This is a genomic window from Pseudomonas sp. R1-18, assembly GCF_051132095.1.
In the GTDB taxonomy this organism is placed as follows: domain Bacteria; phylum Pseudomonadota; class Gammaproteobacteria; order Pseudomonadales; family Pseudomonadaceae; genus Aquipseudomonas.
The window spans coordinates 877,996-897,015 of sequence record NZ_CP071658.1; the positions used below are offsets into that span (position 1 = coordinate 877,996).

The 19,020-nt window shown below is 57.6% G+C and carries 18 protein-coding genes; 14 read left to right on the forward strand and 4 right to left on the reverse strand.

Features of this window, described 5'->3' with window-relative positions; translation table 11 throughout:
* Positions 1-91 precede the first annotated feature (91 nt).
* Both cysN and J3P77_RS04100 read left to right on the forward strand, forming a co-directional pair.
* Positions 92-1,990, forward strand: coding sequence for a sulfate adenylyltransferase subunit CysN (cysN, locus tag J3P77_RS04095; RefSeq protein WP_434679806.1), 1,899 nt, complete (start codon positions 92-94; stop codon positions 1,988-1,990).
* Positions 1,991-2,282: 292 nt separating this feature from the next.
* Entirely contained in the window at positions 2,283-2,780 is a 498-nt protein-coding gene (locus J3P77_RS04100) for a hypothetical protein (RefSeq protein ID WP_434679808.1), read from the forward strand.
* Between the two features lie 774 nt (positions 2,781-3,554).
* On the opposite strand, the gene J3P77_RS04105 is transcribed toward J3P77_RS04100, so the two are convergent.
* The gene (locus J3P77_RS04105) at positions 3,555-3,989 is read right to left on the reverse strand and encodes a YhcB family protein (RefSeq protein WP_434679810.1); all 435 of its coding nucleotides are present in this window, start codon (positions 3,987-3,989) and stop codon (positions 3,555-3,557) included.
* A 145-nt stretch (positions 3,990-4,134) separates the two neighbouring features.
* Here J3P77_RS04105 and J3P77_RS04110 point away from each other — a divergent pair, with 145 nt between their 5' ends.
* The 3 genes from J3P77_RS04110 to zapE all read left to right on the forward strand — a co-directional run bounded on the left by J3P77_RS04110 (position 4,135) and on the right by zapE (position 7,294).
* Complete coding sequence (locus J3P77_RS04110) at positions 4,135-4,764, forward strand: alpha/beta hydrolase (protein WP_434679811.1); 630 nt, start codon at positions 4,135-4,137, stop codon at positions 4,762-4,764.
* Positions 4,765-4,791: 27 nt separating this feature from the next.
* Complete coding sequence (locus J3P77_RS04115) at positions 4,792-6,138, forward strand: tryptophan--tRNA ligase (RefSeq protein ID WP_434679812.1); 1,347 nt, start codon at positions 4,792-4,794, stop codon at positions 6,136-6,138.
* A 61-nt stretch (positions 6,139-6,199) separates the two neighbouring features.
* Entirely contained in the window at positions 6,200-7,294 is a 1,095-nt protein-coding gene (gene zapE / locus J3P77_RS04120; protein WP_434679813.1) for a cell division protein ZapE, read from the forward strand.
* Positions 7,295-7,456: 162 nt separating this feature from the next.
* Here the strand turns inward: zapE and J3P77_RS04125 are convergent, their stop codons facing one another.
* Positions 7,457-8,353 (reverse strand): GlxA family transcriptional regulator, encoded by an 897-nt coding sequence (locus J3P77_RS04125; RefSeq protein ID WP_434681875.1) that lies wholly within the window; start codon positions 8,351-8,353, stop codon positions 7,457-7,459.
* 447 nt (positions 8,354-8,800) lie between these two features.
* Here J3P77_RS04125 and rplM point away from each other — a divergent pair, with 447 nt between their 5' ends.
* From rplM to J3P77_RS04160, 7 genes are all read left to right on the forward strand, one after another.
* Positions 8,801-9,229 carry a 50S ribosomal protein L13 gene (gene rplM, locus J3P77_RS04130; protein ID WP_025261754.1) on the forward strand — a complete coding sequence of 143 codons (429 nt, stop codon included), beginning with the start codon at positions 8,801-8,803 and terminating at the stop codon, positions 9,227-9,229.
* 14 nt (positions 9,230-9,243) lie between these two features.
* Positions 9,244-9,636, forward strand: coding sequence for a 30S ribosomal protein S9 (rpsI, locus tag J3P77_RS04135; protein WP_434679814.1), 393 nt, complete (start codon positions 9,244-9,246; stop codon positions 9,634-9,636).
* Between the two features lie 253 nt (positions 9,637-9,889).
* A complete protein-coding gene (petA, locus tag J3P77_RS04140; RefSeq protein WP_434681877.1) occupies positions 9,890-10,483 on the forward strand; it encodes a ubiquinol-cytochrome c reductase iron-sulfur subunit in 594 nt (197 codons plus the stop codon).
* Positions 10,483-11,694, forward strand: coding sequence for a cytochrome b (locus J3P77_RS04145; RefSeq protein WP_434679815.1), 1,212 nt, complete (start codon positions 10,483-10,485; stop codon positions 11,692-11,694). Before petA ends, J3P77_RS04145 begins: the two co-directional genes overlap by 1 nt.
* A complete protein-coding gene (locus J3P77_RS04150) occupies positions 11,694-12,473 on the forward strand; it encodes a cytochrome c1 (protein WP_434679817.1) in 780 nt (259 codons plus the stop codon). Before J3P77_RS04145 ends, J3P77_RS04150 begins: the two co-directional genes overlap by 1 nt.
* A gap of 228 nt (positions 12,474-12,701) precedes the next feature.
* Positions 12,702-13,319, forward strand: a complete 618-nt coding sequence (locus tag J3P77_RS04155; protein ID WP_434679820.1) for a glutathione S-transferase N-terminal domain-containing protein — start codon at positions 12,702-12,704, stop codon at positions 13,317-13,319.
* A gap of 17 nt (positions 13,320-13,336) precedes the next feature.
* Complete coding sequence (locus J3P77_RS04160) at positions 13,337-13,750, forward strand: ClpXP protease specificity-enhancing factor (RefSeq protein ID WP_434679821.1); 414 nt, start codon at positions 13,337-13,339, stop codon at positions 13,748-13,750.
* Between the two features lie 141 nt (positions 13,751-13,891).
* On the opposite strand, the gene dctA is transcribed toward J3P77_RS04160, so the two are convergent.
* Together dctA and J3P77_RS04170 are read right to left on the reverse strand one after the other, a co-directional pair.
* Positions 13,892-15,199: a C4-dicarboxylate transporter DctA gene (gene dctA, locus J3P77_RS04165; protein ID WP_434679823.1), complete on the reverse strand. Its 1,308-nt coding sequence runs from the start codon at positions 15,197-15,199 to the stop codon at positions 13,892-13,894.
* 101 nt (positions 15,200-15,300) lie between these two features.
* Positions 15,301-16,470, reverse strand: a complete 1,170-nt coding sequence (locus tag J3P77_RS04170; protein WP_434679824.1) for a mandelate racemase/muconate lactonizing enzyme family protein — start codon at positions 16,468-16,470, stop codon at positions 15,301-15,303.
* Positions 16,471-16,569: 99 nt separating this feature from the next.
* Between J3P77_RS04170 and J3P77_RS04175 the strand changes: the two genes are divergently transcribed.
* On the forward strand, positions 16,570-17,445 hold the full coding sequence (locus tag J3P77_RS04175; RefSeq protein ID WP_434679825.1) for a LysR family transcriptional regulator: 876 nt from the start codon (positions 16,570-16,572) through the stop codon (positions 17,443-17,445).
* A gap of 152 nt (positions 17,446-17,597) precedes the next feature.
* Complete coding sequence (gene leuC / locus J3P77_RS04180) at positions 17,598-19,019, forward strand: 3-isopropylmalate dehydratase large subunit (RefSeq protein WP_434679827.1); 1,422 nt, start codon at positions 17,598-17,600, stop codon at positions 19,017-19,019.
* The last annotated feature ends 1 nt before the right edge of the window (position 19,020 follow it).

Consider the following 19,020-nt stretch of genomic DNA (forward strand, 5'->3'; position numbering starts at 1 on the left):
TGGCCTGAAGCACACTTGAATAAACAGGTTTCTGACTAGCTGAACGCCGACAAGCTTGCCGCTTGAAGCTTCCAGCTTGGAGCTCCAATAGATGAGTCACCAATCCGATCTGATCAGCGAGGATATCCTCGCTTACCTGGGCCAGCACGAACGCAAGGAAATGCTGCGTTTTCTGACCTGCGGCAATGTCGATGACGGCAAGAGCACCCTGATCGGGCGCCTGCTGCACGACTCCAAGATGATCTACGAAGACCATCTGGAAGCCATTACCCGCGACTCGAAGAAGTCCGGCACCACGGGCGACGACGTCGACCTGGCATTGCTGGTGGACGGCCTGCAGGCCGAGCGCGAGCAAGGCATCACCATTGACGTTGCGTACCGGTATTTTTCGACCGCCAGGCGCAAGTTCATCATCGCCGACACGCCGGGCCACGAGCAGTACACCCGCAACATGGCGACCGGCGCGTCGACCTGCGATCTGGCGATCATTCTGGTGGACGCCCGTTATGGCGTGCAGACCCAGACCCGCCGTCACAGCTACATCGCCTCGCTGCTGGGTATCAAGCACATCGTGGTTGCCATCAACAAGATGGACCTCAACGGTTTCGATGAAAGCGTATTCGAGTCGATCAAGGCCGATTACCTGAAGTTCGCCGAAGGCCTGGCGTTCAAGCCGACCACCATGGCGTTCGTACCGATGTCTGCCCTCAAGGGCGACAATGTGGTGAACAAGAGCGAGCGTTCGCCGTGGTACACCGGCCAGTCGCTGATGGAAATTCTGGAAACTGTGGAGATCGCCAACGACCGCAACTACGCGGATCTGCGTTTCCCGGTGCAGTACGTCAACCGTCCGAACCTGAACTTCCGCGGTTTCGCCGGCACTCTGGCCAGCGGCATCGTGCACAAGGGCGACGATATCGTTGTACTGCCTTCTGGCAAGAGCAGCCGCGTGAAGTCCATCGTCACCTTCGAAGGCGAGCTGGAACACGCCGGGCCGGGTCAGGCTGTGACGCTGACCATGGAAGACGAGATCGATATTTCCCGTGGTGACCTGTTGGTGCATGCCGACAACGTTCCGCAGGTCAGCGATGCGTTCGACGCCATGCTGGTGTGGATGGCCGAAGAACCGATGCTGCCGGGCAAGAAATACGACATCAAGCGTGCGACCAGCTACGTGCCGGGGTCGATCGCCAGCATTACCCATCGTGTTGACGTGAATACCCTGGTTGAAGGGCCGGCGAGTGCGCTGCAACTCAACGAAATCGGTCGGGTCAAGATCAGCCTTGATGCGCCAATCGCCTTGGATGGCTACGACAGTAACCGCACCACCGGCGCATTCATCGTCATCGACCGCCTGACCAATGGCACCGTTGCGGCGGGCATGATCATCGCCAAGCCGGTCAGCGCTGGCGGTTCCACGCACCATGGCGAGCAGGCCCACGTGTCCACCGAGGAGCGCGCTCAGCGTTTCGGTCAGCAACCTGCGACCGTGCTGTTCAGCGGCCTGTCGGGCGCTGGCAAGAGCACTTTGGCGTACGCGGTAGAGCGCAAACTGTTCGACATGGGCCGTGCGGTTTATGTGCTGGACGGGCAGAACCTGCGCCACGACCTGAACAAGGGCCTGCCGCAGGACCGCGCCGGTCGTACCGAAAACTGGATCCGCGCCGCTCACGTTGCGCGTCAGTTCAACGAAGCCGGCCTGCTGACCCTGGCGGCATTCGTCGCACCGGACGCCGAAGGCCGCGAACGCGCCAAGGCGCTGATCGGCGCGGAGCGCATGCTGACCGTCTACGTCCAGGCCTCGCCAGCCGCCTGCCGCGAACGCGACCCACAGGGCCTCTACGCCGCCGACGGCGACAACATCCCCGGCGAGTCTTTCCCGTATGACGTTCCGCTGAATGCCGATCTGGTGATCGACACGCAGAGCCTGAGCGTGGAAGAAAGCGTCAAGCAAGTGCTGGAGTTGCTGCGCAAGCACGGCGCGATCTGATTTGACCGCTGCTAAAAAGCCCCGTCCGGACGAAAGTTCGGGCGGGGCTTTTTGGTATATGCAAAATTCTATTGCATAGGAGCGCGCCCGCGACTAAATCAGCCATCGCCAGCAAGCTGGCTCCTACAACACCGCGCGGTCTTCGTAGGAGCCAGCTTGCTGGCGATGCTATTGATGTGCGGAAATATCGGTTTTTGCTATATGTTTTCGACCTCTAAAAATAACTATGTACCACATGTTGGCAGACGCCCCGTGATTGCTTAAGTACTCATTCCACTCTGAGTACAGAAACATGAGCATTAAATATTCGGCTTTTCAAAACAGTGGCTCACCTGTATTGCCACCTAATCAAATGATGACGCCGGGGCAATTCCTTCAGTCGCCTAATGGGCGTTTTCGTCTTGATCTGCATTCCGATGGCAATCTGGTGATCAAAGATAACGGCAATATTATCTGGGTGGCTGATGGGAATCAGCCTTACAGCCGTACACTCTCGCGTAAGCAGAAAGGCGCTCCGTGGTTGGTGGTAAGTAACAGTGGTTTTCTCTACGATCCCGCCAGGTCGAGACTCTGGATTGCCGAAAGCACGCACACCCGAGACAAGTCCTATTGGCTCCACAGCCATATGTCCATACAGGATGATGGGAACCTGGTCATTTACGATAGTCGGGCAGGCGCTCTTCGGTGGGCACGGTTTGGTTTCACTCCAGGTCGGTCGAAACCAGTCAAGAAGATTTATGTTAATGGCCCCCACAATGTTAAGGATATTTATACCTGGCACTTTGGTTGAGTTCGCCATTAGGGTTTGACGGGACAGTCATGCAGGTAAGGATCCATATCGCATTTATGTTCCCGGTCCTGGTTTCGCCACTCGACTAGATAACAATCCTTAACGCAATCGCCTGGAACGCAGCCTGCGATTACCAAGAAGCTCACAAGCGTAGCCAATGTTTTCATGATGCTCTCCCTTTGTGATGCGCAAGAGTAGAGGCGCCTCTTGAGGGTGAACAGGTTGTGATGTCCGTAATGGGTGTAGGGCGTTTCTGCTTCAAGGATTCAGGGCCGGTGTAGTGAGCCGCGGGGTGCGAAAACACTGGCCCTGCTGGGTGAGTACGCCTGACGAAGATGGCGCGATCAGATCCGCTCTCGCCAGCAAGCTGGCTTGTATGGTAGGACTTGAAGGGAGGAGGTCGCCGGTATGGGGGCCTTATCCGGTGTGGGTGCACAAGTTCTGAATTGCATCAACGCTGCACTGCAGTCGGATCTCATTGGATCCATATTGCATTTGTGCAGAAGTTCAAGATTTTGTTTGCCCCAGATATAGCAATTATTGGCGCAATCCCCTGATACGCACCCGGACAGCAACAGGCTCACTGCAACTATGATTGTTTTCATGCGTCCTCCGTTTTTCTGAAAAGGATGGACGTCAAAAGAAAAAATGAATATCAGCAGCGGTCCTGAAAAACCGTAGGAAGTTTCTCTCCTGAATCCACGCGCCTGGCGCACGCGCAAAAAAGCCCGCCACTCTTGCGAATGGCGGGCTTTTCGTGTGGCTGGTCGGGCGTTATTTCTTCAGGCCGTAATGCTCGTCGAGCATGCCCGGCGCGTTGGGCGACTTCGGCGCGTAGTCCTTGGGCGCTTCGGTGTCACGCGGGGGCGTCAGGCGGTCGCGAGGAGCCGGGTTCGCGTCCGGGTGCAGGGCGGCCAGCAGACGCTGGCGGGTAATTTCGTCGAGAGCCAGACGGTTGGCGCCCTCGGCGAGGTGTTCCTGTACATCGTGATAGCTTTGCGACAGTTTCTGCACCAGGCTAGCCGTGCTGTTGAAGTGAGTGACCACCTCGTTCTGATAGGCATCGAAACGCTCCTGAATGTCATCCAGCTGACGCTGGGTGCTGTTCGGAACGGTGTTGGGCAGCAGACGTGCGGCCAGGAAACCAATGACGACACCGGCAACCAGGGCGAGAGTCGGCAACAACCAAACTAAGAGCGAGTGTTCCACGAGTCCTTCCTCTATAAACGGCTTTGCTTTACGTTAACGGCTCGAACCTGCGCTGTATACCCGCGACGCGTCGTTGATATGCCAGCCACAGACAATCAGCTAGACGAGTCGACCCATTTCGAGGTCACGGAGTTCTATTTTACCCATGCGTGAGACCCCCGTTTTTATCGATGGCCCCGAAGGCCAGCTTGAAGCGCTCTACCAGGATCAGCCCGAGGCCCGAGGCATCGCGCTGATCTGCCATCCTAACCCGATCCAGGGCGGAACCATGCTCAATAAAGTGGTCTCGACGTTGCAGCGCACCGCGCGCGACCAGGGCTTGATCACCTTGCGTTTCAACTACCGTGGCGTGGGCGCCAGCGCCGGTACGTCGGTTGCCGGCCCTGGGGAGATCGAGGACGCCGAAGCCGCGGCCAGATGGCTGCGTGAACAACAGCCGGAGCTGCCGCTGACGCTGTTCGGGTTTTCCTTCGGCGGTTATGTCGCCGCCAATCTGGGCGGTCGCCTGGAAAGCCGGGGCGAAAAGCTCAAGCACCTGTTTCTGGTAGCCGCGGCGGCATCGCGCCTGACCGATCAGAGCGTGCTGCCGCAAGATTGCCCGCTGACCATCATCCAGCCGGAAACCGATGAGGTCATCGACCCCGAATCGGTGTACGCCTGGTCCGCTGCGCTGCAACGCCCCCATGAGCTGCTGAAAGTGGCAGAATGCGGACACTTTTTTCACGGCAAGCTCACCGACCTGAAAGACCTGGTCGTGCCGCGCCTCTCGAATTGATTGCAGCATCTGGATAAGCGACCCGCCATGACCACTCGTATCCTGACCGGTATCACGACTACCGGCACCCCTCATCTGGGCAACTATGCCGGCGCCATCCGCCCGGCCATCGTTGCCAGCCGTCAGCCGGACGTGGATTCGTTCTACTTCCTGGCCGACTACCATGCCCTGATCAAATGCGATGACCCGCTGCGCATTCAGCGCTCGCGTCTGGAAATCGCCGCGACCTGGCTGGCCGCTGGTCTGGATGCCGAACGCGTGACTTTCTACCGCCAGTCCGACATTCCTGAAATCCCCGAGCTGACCTGGTTGCTGACCTGCGTTGCGGCCAAAGGCCTGCTCAACCGTGCGCATGCCTACAAGGCGTCGGTGGACAAGAACGTTGAAACCGGGGAAGACCCGGATGCCGGCATCACCATGGGGCTATACAGCTATCCGGTGCTGATGGCCGCGGACATCCTGATGTTCAACGCCCACAAGGTGCCGGTGGGGCGCGACCAGATCCAGCACGTCGAAATGGCGCGCGATATCGGTCAGCGTTTCAACCACCTGTTCGGCAATGGCAAGGAATTCTTCGTCATGCCTGAAGCGTTGATCGAAGAAAGTGTTGCGACGCTGCCGGGGCTGGACGGGCGCAAGATGTCCAAGAGCTACGACAACACCATTCCGTTGTTCAGCGGCGCCAAGGACATGAAGGACGCGATCTCGCGCATCGTCACCGACTCGCGCGCGCCCGGCGAGGCCAAGGACCCGGACAACTCGCACCTGTTCACGCTGTTCCACGCGTTTTCCACGCCGCAGCAGAGCGCCGAGTTCCGTTCCGAGCTGCTGCAGGGGCTGGGTTGGGGCGAAGCCAAGAATCGTCTGTTCAACCTGCTGGACGGCGGACTGGGTGAAGCGCGCGAGAAATACAACACATTGATTCAGCGTCCTGCCGATCTGGAAGACATTCTGTTGGCCGGTGCCCAGAAGGCCCGTCGTGCGGCAACGCCGTTCCTCGAAGAGCTGCGCGAGGCGGTGGGCCTGCGCTCGTTCCGCAACGTCGTGCAGGTCGCCGAAACCGGCAAGAAAAAAGCTGCCAAAGGTGCGCGCTTCGTCAGCTTCCGCGAGGAAGATGGCAGTTTCCGCTTCCGCATGCTGGCAGCCAATGGAGACCAGTTGCTGTTGTCGAAGAAATTCGACGATGGCAAGGCGGCTGGCGCTGCCAGCAAGGCTCTGGTGGAAAACACTGCGCCTGCAATCATCGAATATCAGGACAGCTTTGCAGTGAACCTTGGCGATGGCGTTGCCGAAAGTGGCAAATTCGATAGCCAGGAAGCACTTCGCGCAGGCATTGCCCGGTTTGAGGCTGAACTCAAATCCATGCAGGACTGATTGCCAATCCCCGGGGCCGTCGCTACAGTGACGGCCCGTTTTTGTTGCCTTGCTAACGAATATGACGCCCCTAGAACGATATCAAGCAGATCTGAAACGCCCGGACTTCTTCCACGATGCCGCGCAGGAAAATGCTGTGCGTCATTTGCAGCGCCTTTACGATGATCTGGTGGCTGCCAGCGACAGCAAGCCGGGTATCTTCGGCAAGCTGTTTGGCAAAAAAGAGCCGACCCTGGTCAAGGGCTTGTACTTCTGGGGCGGAGTAGGCCGGGGCAAGACCTACCTGGTCGATACGTTCTTCGACGCCTTGCCGTTCGAGCAGAAGGTCCGCACTCACTTCCACCGCTTCATGAAGCGCGTGCATGAAGAGATGAAGACGCTCAAGGGCGAAAAGAACCCGCTGACTATCATCGCCAGGCGCTTCTCCGACGAGGCCCGGGTGATCTGCTTCGACGAGTTCTTCGTATCCGATATCACCGATGCCATGATCCTTGGCACCCTGATGGAAGAACTGTTCAAGAACGGGGTTACGCTGGTAGCCACGTCCAACATCGTGCCGGACGGTCTGTACAAAGACGGCCTGCAACGTGCGCGCTTTCTGCCGGCCATCGCGCTGATCAAGGAAAACACGGATATCGTCAACGTCGACAGCGGCGTCGATTACCGTCTGCGGCACCTTGAGCAGGCCGAGCTGTTTCACTTCCCGCTCAACGAAGCGGCGCAGGAAAGCATGCGCAAGAGCTTCAAGGCGTTGACGCCAGAGTGCGCGAAGACAATCGAAAACGATGTGCTGATCATCGAGAACCGCGAGATCCGTGCGCTGCGCACCTGCGATGACGTGGCATGGTTCGACTTCCGTGAACTCTGTGACGGGCCTCGCAGCCAGAACGACTACATCGAACTGGGCAAGATCTTCCACGCCGTGTTGCTCAGTGGCGTCGAACAGATGAACGTTTCAACCGACGACATCGCCCGACGCTTCATCAACATGGTTGACGAGTTCTACGACCGCAACGTCAAGCTGATCATCTCAGCTGAAGTGGAGCTCAAGGACCTGTACACCGGCGGACGCCTGATGTTCGAGTTCCAGCGGACCCTGAGCCGGCTGCTGGAAATGCAGTCTCACGAATTCCTGTCACGGGCGCATAAGCCTTGATGGCGAACCGGTAAAAACAAAAGGCCTGCATTGCAGGCCTTTTTGATGTGGCGACTGTGCTGGCCCCTTCGCGAGCAAGCTCGCTCCCACAGTGACCGCAGCGTTCTCACGATCACTTTGGCAAGCGCGCTCCTACTGGGTTGGCTGCCATACCTGTTCTCCTCAAGCCGCTTGCTGAAACTGTTGCCGATACTGATTCGGCGACAGTTCTGTATGTTGGCGGAACAGGCGGGCGAAGAAGCTGGCGTCGTCGTAGCCCACTTCGTAGCTGATGGTCTTGATGCTTTTGCGCGTGCCCGATAGCAATCCCTTGGCCGTTTCGATTCTCAGACGTTGCAGATAGTGAAGCGGCTTGTCGCCGGTCGCGGTCTGGAAGCGACGCATGAAGTTGCGGATGCTCATGCCGTGCTCTCTGGCCACGTCTTCAAAGCGGAACTTGTCCGCGAAGTGCTCCTCAAGCCAATGCTGGATTTGCAGGATGATCACATCCTGATGCAGCTTCTGGCCGCCAAAGCCGATGCGGCCGGGTGAATAGCTGCGCCTGACTTCATAAAGAATGTCGCGGGCTACGGCCTGGGCGATATTCGCGCCGCAGAAGCGTTCGATCAGGTAGACGTAAAGGTCGCAGGCCGAGGTAGTGCCACCGGCGCAATACAGGTTATCCGCGTCGGTCAGATGCTTTTCGTGATTGAGCAGCACCTTGGGGTAACGTTCAGCGAATGCGTTGAAGAAGCGCCAGTAGGTGGTTGCTTCCTTGCCGTCCAGCAGACCGGCCTCAGCCAGCCAGAACACGCCTGTCGCCTCGGCGCATAGCACCGCGCCGTTCGCGTGCTGCTCGCGCAGCCAGGGGACGACCTGCGGGTAGCGTTGGCAGAGGGACTCGAAATCATCCCAGAAGGCCGGGATAACAATGATGTCGCATGGGCCCAGCTTTCCGTCCACCGGCAAGGTGACGTCGCTGAAGCTGCCAACTGGCAGGCCGTCCGGGCTAACGAGGCGGGTCTCGAATGCGGGGACCAGACCCTGGCCGAGCTGCTTGCCGTAGCGCAGGCTGGCCAGGTGGAAAAAGTCTTTGGCCTGCATCAGCGTCGAGGCGAACACCTTGTCAGTGGCCAGGATATTTACGCGCCGCAGATACGCGGATTGTGGAGTCGACATATTCTTTTATTCTTATAGGGTTTATCGGTCAGGCAACGGCTGGATCGTCTTATATTTTGGCCGGGGCTGTCCAGCCTTCCTCCGCAGCGCTCCGCTGGCGGTGGTGCTGTGGCAAAAAAAGCCATGGGTCAAAAATCAGGTTGAGGATATTTTCTCAGCCTGTATAATCCGCCAGCTCTTTGCAGTGGAAGTGATGCGCCGTCTGCCGAAGAATCTTGCCGTATAACGGACGCGCTGACCCGAGCCCCCGATAGCGTCTGTTTCCGGCTGCCTTTGACTTGTCAAAGTACGCACTATTCAGTAAGATCCGCCGTCTCATTTTCAGGGCGGCCCCTGAGGCTATAAAGAATGAAAACTTTTACTGCTAAACCGGAAACAGTTAAGCGCGACTGGTTCGTCGTCGACGCTGCTGGTCAGACCCTGGGTCGTCTGGCCACCGAAATCGCGAGCCGTCTGCGTGGCAAGCACAAGCCGGAATACACTCCGCACGTCGATACCGGTGATTACATCGTCGTTATCAACGCTGAGCAGATCCGCGTTACCGGTGCTAAAGCTTCCGACAAGATTTACTACTCACACTCCGGTTTTCCGGGCGGGATCAAATCGATCAACTTCGAAAAGCTGATCGACAAAGCTCCTGAGCGCGTGATCGAGACCGCGGTCAAAGGCATGCTGCCTAAGAACCCGCTGGGTCGCGACATGTATCGTAAGCTGAAAGTCTATGCGGGCGCTGTTCACCCTCATACTGCTCAGCAGCCCCAAGAACTGAAGTTTTAACGGAATAGTTCATTATGTCGGCGACTCAAAATTACGGCACTGGCCGTCGCAAGACCGCAACCGCACGCGTTTTCCTGCGTCCGGGCACTGGTAACATCTCGATCAACAACCGCTCCCTGGACTCGTTCTTCGGTCGCGAAACTGCCCGCATGGTAGTTCGTCAGCCGCTGGAACTGACCGAGACCGTTGAGAAGTTCGACATCTACGTCACCGTTCTCGGTGGCGGTGTAAGTGGTCAGGCTGGCGCAATCCGCCACGGTATCACTCGCGCTCTGATGCAATACGACGAGACTCTGCGTGGCGCACTGCGTAAAGCAGGCTACGTCACTCGTGACGCTCGTGAAGTTGAACGTAAGAAAGTCGGTCTGCGTAAAGCGCGTAAGCGTCCGCAGTACTCGAAGCGTTAATTCGCACTTCGTTCAAAAAGAACGCCCAGCTCTTCGCAGAGCTGGGCGTTTTTTTATGCCTGTTAATCCTGTGTGACAACGTGACACACGTCTGGAAGGCCCGGTTTACAATGTTTCCTACTTTTTGTACGGTTTAATGACCTTGTTGCTTGAAGGGTTTTTCATTTACCATCCGGCAAAATTTTTAACAGCTAGATTGTTATTAAGTAGACGCCTGATTGAACAGGCCATAAAGCGGATGGGAGAGGACGGAATGAGCAATGACGGCGTGAATGCAGGCCGGCGTCGCTTCCTCGTGGCAGCCACATCTGTGGTGGGTGCTGCGGGAGCGGTGGGGGCGGCGGTCCCGTTCGTGGGGTCATGGGTTCCCAGTGCCAAAGCCAAGGCGGCAGGGGCGCCTGTCAAAGTGAACATCAGCAAAATCGAGCCTGGCCAGCAAATGGTCGCCGAGTGGCGCGGTCAGCCTGTGTTCATCGTTCGTCGCACCCAAGAGACTCTAGACAACCTGGGCAAGCTCACGGGTCAACTGTCCGATCCTGAGTCCAAGGCTTCAGTCCAGCCTGATTATGTTGACCCCGCCGTGCGCTCGATCAAGCCGGAAATCGTGCTTCTGGTCGGCATCTGTACACATCTGGGATGTTCGCCAACCTTCCGTCCCGAAGTTGCGCCGGCCGATCTCGGCAAGGATTGGGTGGGTGGCTATTTCTGTCCCTGTCATGGCTCTCACTACGATCTGGCCGGTCGAGTCTACAAAGCGCAACCAGCGCCTCTGAATCTGCCGGTGCCGCCACATTCCTATGAGTCGGACAGTGTCATTGTCATTGGCGTCGATAAGGAGGGTGCGTGATGAGCAAATTCATGGATTGGGTAGATGCACGTTTTCCCGCGACCAGAATGTGGGAAGACCACCTCAGCAAGTATTACGCCCCACGCAATTTCAATTTTCTTTATTACTTTGGCTCGCTGGCCTTGCTGGTTCTGGTCAATCAGATCCTGACCGGTGTCTGGCTCACCATGAGTTACACGCCTACCGCCGAGGGCGCTTTTGCCTCCGTCGAATACATCATGCGTGATGTGGAGTACGGGGCGATTCTTCGTCTGCTGCACTCGACGGGCGCGTCGGCGTTTTTCGTCGTCGTGTATCTGCACATGTTTCGCGGCTTGCTTTACGGCTCGTATCAGAAGCCGCGTGAGCTGGTGTGGGTGTTCGGCATGTTGATTTACCTGACGCTGATGGCCGAGGCGTTCATGGGTTATCTGCTGCCGTGGGGGCAGATGTCGTACTGGGGCGCGCAGGTAATCATCTCGTTGTTCGGGGCGATTCCACTCATAGGTGACGACCTCACGCAATGGATTCGCGGCGACTACCTGATTTCGGGGATCACGCTGAACCGCTTCTTTGCCCTCCACGTAGTGGCGCTGCCTATCGTTATCCTCGGGCTTGTGGTGCTGCATCTCCTGGCACTGCACGAGGTTGGCTCCAACAACCCCGATGGCATCGACGTGAAAAAGCTCAAGGATGAAAATGGCAAGCCGCTGGACTGCATTGCTTTCCACCCGTATTACACGGTGAAAGATATCGTCGGCGTGGTGGTCTTCCTGTTCGTGTTCTGCTCGATTGTTTTCTTCTTCCCGGAAATGGGTGGCTATTTCCTGGAAAAGCCCAACTTCGAGGCGGCCAACGCATTCAAGACGCCTGAGCACATCGCGCCGGTCTGGTACTTCACGCCGTTCTACGCGATTCTGCGGGCGATCCCGGACAAACTCATGGGCGTCATGGCCATGGGCGCGGCCATCGCGGTGCTGTTCGTGCTGCCCTGGCTGGATCGCAGCCCGGTCAAGTCGATGCGCTACAAAGGCTGGTTAAGCAAGATCTGGCTGCTGCTGTTCTGCGTGTCGTTCGTGATTCTCGGCGTACTGGGTGTGCTTGCTCCTACGCCTGGCCGCACGCTGCTGTCTCAGGTCTGCACCTTCCTCTACTTTTCCTACTTCATTCTGATGCCGTTCTATACCCGGCTAGAGAAGACCAAACCGGTTCCAGAAAGGGTGACTGGCTGATGAAAAAGTTACTGGCTGTTTGGCTTCTGGCGATGCTGCCTGTTATCTCTTTCGCCGCCGAATCTGGGACCGAGCTGGAGAATGTGGATATCGACGTCTCGGACAAGGCCGCGATGCAGGACGGGGCGCGCACCTTCGCCAACTACTGCATGGGCTGCCACAGCGCCCAGTACCAGCGCTATGAGCGGGTGGCGGATGACCTTGGCATTCCACACGAGCTGATGCTGGAAAAACTGGTGTTCACGGGAGCCAAGATCGGCGATCACATGAACATCGGCATGCGGGCCAATGACGCCAAGACCTGGTTCGGCTCTGCGCCACCCGACCTGACTCTGGTAGCCCGAGTGCGCGGCACCGACTGGCTCTACGGTTATCTGCGTTCCTTCTACGAGGACCCGGCGCGACCGTGGGGGGTCAACAACAAGGTCTTTCCCAACGTTGGCATGCCCAACGTGCTGGTCGGCCTTCAAGGGCGGCAGGTGATCGGCTGCAAACAGGTTCAGGTGGTCGAAGACGGCAAGAAGCAATATGACACGCTGACCGGCGCGCCGTTGACGCACGAGGCTTGCGATCAGCTGACCATCGTGCCCAAAAGCGGCAGCCTGACCGAAGAGCAGTTCGACGAGAAGATCAAGAATCTGGTGACCTTCCTCGCCTATTCGGCCAATCCGGTTAAACTCCAGCACCAGCGAATCGGTACCTATGTGCTGCTGTATCTGGCGCTCCTGTTTGTGTTCGCCTATCTGCTCAAGCGCGAATACTGGAAGGACGTTCACTGATCGGCCGCTCTGTCGCCGTTCGACAAAAGCGCTCCAGTAGCGCCTCGATAAGCTGAAGATCGCGGGGCGGGTAGCGTAGCAGCGCAAGATTGCAGAATTTACATCGCGTAAATGAGCTATCTTGTCGCCCGCGACGAACACCTGCCTGGGTCCATTCGTTATCGGAGGCGCCGCTGGGGCGCTTTTGTCTGTCTGTTCAATAAATTTCAACATGCGAGGAGGATCGCCATGGGCGTGACCAATCGGTTGGCCTGTTACTCCGACCCCGCCGACCACTATTCCCACCGCGTGCGCCTGGTGCTCGCTGAGAAGGGTGTCAGCGCCGAGATCATCGACGTTGTCGCGGGGCGGCAACCGCCTCAACTCATCGAAGTGAACCCCTATGGCAGCGTGCCGACGCTTGTCGACCGTGACCTGGCGTTGTACGAGTCCACGGTGGTGATGGAATATCTGGATGAGCGTTACCCACATCCGCCACTCATGCCGGTCTATCCGGTTGCGCGTGGCAATAGCCGGTTGCTGATCCACAGAATCCAGCGGGACTGGTGTGGTCTTGCGGATCTGATTCTGGATTCGCGAGCTAAAGAAGCTGCCCGCGTACAAGCCCGCAAGGAGCTGCGTGAAAGCCTGACCGGGGTTTCGCCGCTGTTCGCGGATAAACCTTTTTTCCTGAGTGACGAGCAAAGCCTCGTCGATTGCTGTCTACTGCCCATACTCTGGCGTTTGCCGGTTCTGGGTATTGAACTGCCGCGGGCTGCCAAGCCGCTGCTCGATTACATGGAGCGTCAATTCACGCGTGAAGCCTTTCAGTTGAGTCTGTCTGCCGCCGAACGCGAGATGCGCTAAGGCTTAAGGAGCCGTTGATGAACTCCAGTCGCCCTTATCTGGTTCGTGCTCTTTATGAGTGGATCGTCGATAACGATTGCACCCCGCATGTGCTGGTGAATGCGGAATACCCATCCGTGCAGGTCCCTCAGGGCTTTGCCAGCGATGGCCAGATTGTCCTGAACGTTTCGCCCAGTGCCGTGCGTCATTTGCACATGGACAACGAAGCGGTCAGTTTTGAAGGCCGCTTCGGCGGCGTGCCTCACACGTTGTACGTGCCTGTCGCCGCTATCCTGGGCATCTATGCCCGAGAGAATGGCCAAGGCATGGTGTTCGACCTCGAAACGCCCATGGGCGAGGAAGAGGAGATCGAGCTCGACGAGGACGCGCCTCCGCCAGACAGCGAGCCGCCGCGCCCCAGCGGCCGGCCAAGTCTGAAAGTGGTGAAGTAAAAAGGCGGTCCGGAAGTTCTTTGCAGTCCTTCTGGATGTACTGAAGCCGAAAAATAGCCCTCATTTCGAGGGCTATTTTTTTGCGTCGGAATTACAGCACCTGCTGACGGGTAACGAGTTAATAAACGGGATGCTCGCGAATCATTTTTGAGCCAGCAGTGCCTTTCTTGCCGCTTTCTCATCTTTCATGGCGGCGATTTCGCGCTCGCAGGCCTCGACATCGAAGGAGTTGTCCCACTTGGCGATGGCGATGGTGCCAATGCCGTTACCGATCAGGTTGGTGACAGCCCGCGCTTCGTTCAGGAACCGGTCGATACCCAAGAGAAGAACGAGGCCAACCAGAGGAATGGAGTGGATGGTCGTGAGCGTTGCGGCAAGCGTCACGAAGCCAGCACCGGCCACGCCAGCCGAGCCTTTGGAGGTCAGCAGGAATACGCCCAGCAGAATCATCTGATCCATGAACGTCAGTGGCGTATTGGTCGCCTGAGCGATGAAGATCGCCGCCATGGTGAGGTAGATGCAAGTGCCGTCCGCATTGAAGGTGTATCCCGTTGGCAACACCATGCCTACCACGGATTTTTTGCAGCCGAGCTTTTCAAGCTTCACCATCATTCGAGGAAGCACGGCTTCGGTCGAGCAAGTGCCAAGCGTGATGAGGATTTCGTCCTTGAAGTAGCGGAGAAACTGCATCAACGGCATGCCCGACCATCTGGCCACCGCGCCCAGTATTACCACAATGAAAATCAAGGTCGTGATGTAGAGCGCGACCAGCAACTGGCCGAGCGACAGCAAAGTACCGATCCCGTACTTGCCGATTGTGAACGCCATACCGGCACCGGCTCCGATCGGCGCCAGGCGCATGACCATCGCCACGATCTTGAACAGGCCTTGAAGGAACAGATCAATGGTATTGATCAGCGGCTTGCTGGTTTCGCCCATTTGAACCAGGGCGACGCCCATCAATACGGACAGCAGGATGACCTGAAGCATGACGCCATTAGAGAAAGCGCCGAGGAATGTATGGGGGATGATATTGAGAAAGAAATCAATCGTGCCGCCTTGCTCGCTGGCGGCCTGGCTGTATTTGTTAATGGCATTTTCATCTAGCGCGTTGACGTTGATGTTCATACCCACGCCAGGTTTGACGACGTTGACCACGATCAGGCCGACGACCAGAGCGATGGTAGACAGGATCTCAAAGTAGATCAGCGCTTTTACGCCAATTCGTCCGACCTCCTTGATACTGCCCATCTTCGCGATACCTACCACGACCGTACCGAATATAATGGGTGCCAACAGCATTTTGATCAGTTTGATAAAGCCGTCCGCAAAGGGTTGGAGCTTGGCTCCGATATCGGGAACGAAGTAACCGATAGCTGCACCGATCACAATGCCGATCAGCACTTGCACATACAGCTGGCTATACCAGCGGGATTTGGAGATTTCCACGGAAGCACCTCATGTTATTTTTGTGGTGGGCATGTGGCTTGGCGTCAGCGGTGACGCCTGGGTCTGCGACCTCTTGCAAAGAGGCCGCAGATCGAGGGTGATCAGCCTTCGCCCAACTCTCGCATCACTGCGTACAGAGCGGACTTGGCTTCGAAGCCGACACCAGGAATATCCGGCAGACCGACATAGCCGTTTTCGACGCGAATACCGTCAGCGAAGCCGCCGAAAGGCTGGAACACGTCCGGGTAAGATTCATTACCGCCCAGGTGCAGACCCGCTGCGATGTTCAGGGACATCTGGTGACCGCCGTGCGGAACTACACGGCGGGAAGACCAGCCCATTTCTTCCATTACCTTCAGCGTGCGCATGTACTCCACGAGCCCGTAGGACAGAGCGCAGTCGAATTGCAGGAAGTCGCGATCAGGGCGCATCCCTCCATGACGCAGAAGGTTGCGGGCGTCCTGGTGGGAGAACAGGTTTTCCCCGGTGGCCATGGGCAGTTCATAGTGATTTGCAAGCTCGGCCTGGAGCGCGTAGTCCAGCGGATCGCCGACCTCTTCGTACCAGAAGAGGTTGTACTTCTTGATGGCCTCGGCGTAAGCGATACCGGTCTGAAGATCGAAGCGACCGTTGGCATCGACTGCCAGTCGACGACCGTCCCCGACCACTTCAAGTACCGCTTCAATGCGGCGGATATCTTCTTCCAGTGGTACCGCACCGATCTTCATCTTGACGACGTCGTAGCCACGATCCAGATAGCTCTGCATTTCTGCCTTGAGCTTGGACTGGTCTTTGCCGGGGTAGTAGTAGCCTCCCGCCGCGTAGACCCAGACCTTGTCGTCAGCGACGCCGTCGCGGTAACGGTCAGCCAGCAGGCGATACAGTGGCTTGCCTTCGATCTTGGCAACGGCATCCCATACCGCCATGTCGATGGTGCCGACTGCTACCGAACGTTCGCCGTGGCCACCTGGCTTTTCGTTGGTCATCAGGGTTTTCCAGATGGCGAACGGGTCCAGGTTATTGTTTTCATGATCAACGAGCGTATCGGGATCGGCTTCGGTGATACGCGCCAGGAAGCGATCACGCATCAGCGCGCCTTGGCCGTAGCGACCATTGGAGTTGAAACCGTAACCGATGACAGGTTTACCATCGCGAATCACATCCGTGACGACAGCGACGACCGAGCAGGTCATTTTCGAGAAATCGATGTAGGCGTTGGCGATAGGAGACGCGATTGAGACAGTTTTTTCACGGATGTCTACGATACGCATGACGGGTTCCTCTTGTTGTTGGTGGCCCAACGTTATGCGTTGCGATGACCCCCGCCCAATGCTATTAATGCCGCGCCCTATGCACAGGAGGCATTGCCCTTGGAACTCGTCTGGCTTGAGGATCTTTCAGCGCTTGCGGAGTACGGCAGCTTTGTTCGGGCGGCTGAAGCGCGCCACGTTACTCAGCCCGCGTTCAGTCGCAGGGTCCGCTCCTTGGAGAACTGGATGGGCGTCGAGCTGTTTGTACGCACACCCCAGGGGGCAACGTTGACTGAGGCGGGAAGGCAGATTTTGCCGGCGGCCCAAGAGGCTGCCAGGCGTTTGTACCGGTTGCGGTCCGAGGCACAGGAAGTGGCGGGAACCGCCGCCAAAACCCTGCAGTTCGCAGCCACTCACTCCTTGTCGTTCACCTTTTTCCCAAGATGGTTGAGAAGTGCGGAAAATGGCGCGCCGATAGATGCAGTACGTTTACATTCGGACAGCATGGCCGTTTGCGAACAGATGCTGATTCACGGTCAGGTTCAGTTCCTGCTTTGCCATCGCCACCCCGACGTCCCGCCAATGCTGGCCCCTGATCAGTTCATCGGGAAAAAGGTTGGCGAGGACGTACTCGTGCCGCTGGCAAGCGCCTCCGCCAATTTCGGCACCTCGCCTGAAACGCTGCCGTATCTGGCATACACCCATGAGTCGGGTCTGGGCCGGATCGTCGCTCACCGACTCCGTGGAAAAGAGGATTATCTTCATCTCAAACCTCTTTTCAGCAGCCATCTTGCCGCCGTGCTGATGTCGATGGCGCTGGAGAGCAAGGGCGTGGCGTGGTTACCGAACAGCCTTACGGAACAGGAAATAGCCGATGGACGTCTTGTCCGGGCGCTCGACGAAAGCTGGGACATTCCGTTGGAGATTCACCTCACTCGTCCAACGGCACCGATGAGCCCTTCCGCAGAAGAGTTCTGGGCCAAACTGAGCGGCTGAGTTACGGCTTATCTCATGGCAAGACAACTGAGCTGATTATTCACAGTTCGTGTTTATAGCTTTCACTTTCAAGCTCTTTTTGCGCGATCCGGGATCAATATGCTGTAGGCATGTCGTACCGTGATTTCCAGTCAGGCAGAGAACGATCAGCCATGAATATGCCGCGCACGCTTTATCAGAAGCATATCGACAGTCACACCGTGTGCTCGCTTGATGATCAGGGCCATGTGCTTTTGTACATCGATCGCCAGGTCGCCAACGAGTACACCAGCCCTCAGGCATTCAGCGGGATGCGCGAAGCCGGCCGCAAGGTATGGCGTCCGAGCGCGACGCTTGCGGTGGTCGACCATGTAAACCCGACCGCGCCGGTTCGTATCGCAGCCATGCCCGATGCGGGCGGTTCGCAGCAGGTCTCGTATTTCGAGGAAAACTGCCGGGACTTTGGAATCGAACTCTTCGATGTGCTGGACAAAAGACAAGGTATCGAGCACGTCGTCGCGCCAGAACAAGGCTTCATATTGCCCGGCATGGTCGTCGCGGCAGGTGACAGCCACACCACGACCTACGGCGCGCTGGGTGCCTTCGGATTTGGCATTGGTACCTCCGAGATCGAGCACCTGCTGGTCTCCCAGACGCTGGTCTACAAACGCCTGAAAACCATGCGAGTGACGGTCAACGGGCTGCTCGGCAGCGGGGTCACCTCCAAAGACATCATCATGGCGCTGATCAAATTTATCGGCGCATCAGGCGCTACCGGTTATGCCATCGAATTCGCCGGGCCGGTGATCTCCGGGCTCAGTGTCGAAGCCCGAATGACGATCTGCAACATGGCCGTGGAAGCGGGCGCCAGGGGCGCGTTCATGGCGCCGGACGACAAAGTCTTCGCTTATCTGCGAACCAGGCCCCGCGCGCCCCAGGACGATATGTGGAATCAGGCAGTTGCCAAATGGAAAGAACTGCACACTGATGACGGGGCCGTATTTGACCGCGAAGTGATACTCAACGTCGACGATCTGGAACCGATGGTCACGTGGGGGACGAGCCTCGATCAGGCCGCGCCGGTCAGCGATTGTGTGCCGGATCCCGCCGCTCAGTCCGACCTCATCCTGCGCCAGGGCATGCAACGCGCTCTGGACTACATGGGGCTGCGACCGGGCATGCCACTGAGCGAAGTCGTCATCAGCCATGCGTTTATCGGTTCCTGCACCAATGCTCGAATCGAAGACTTGCGTGACGCTGCCCGCGTCGTGCGCGGCAAGCGTGTCGCGACGCACGTCCGGGCAATGATCGTTCCTGGCTCGACACTGGTTCGTGCTCAAGCCGAGCAGGAAGGCCTTGCGAAGATTTTCCAGGATGCGGGTTTCGAGTGGCGCCAGTCGGGTTGCTCGATGTGTCTGGCCATGAACGATGACGTCCTGGCTCCGGGTGACCGCTGCGCATCAAGTACCAATCGCAATTTCGAAGGACGGCAGGGTGCCGGCGCGCGTACCCATCTGATGAGCCCGGCGATGGTCGCGGCCGCGGCAATCGCCGGGCATCTGATCGACGTTCGTTCTTTCGCTCCGGAGGCTTGAA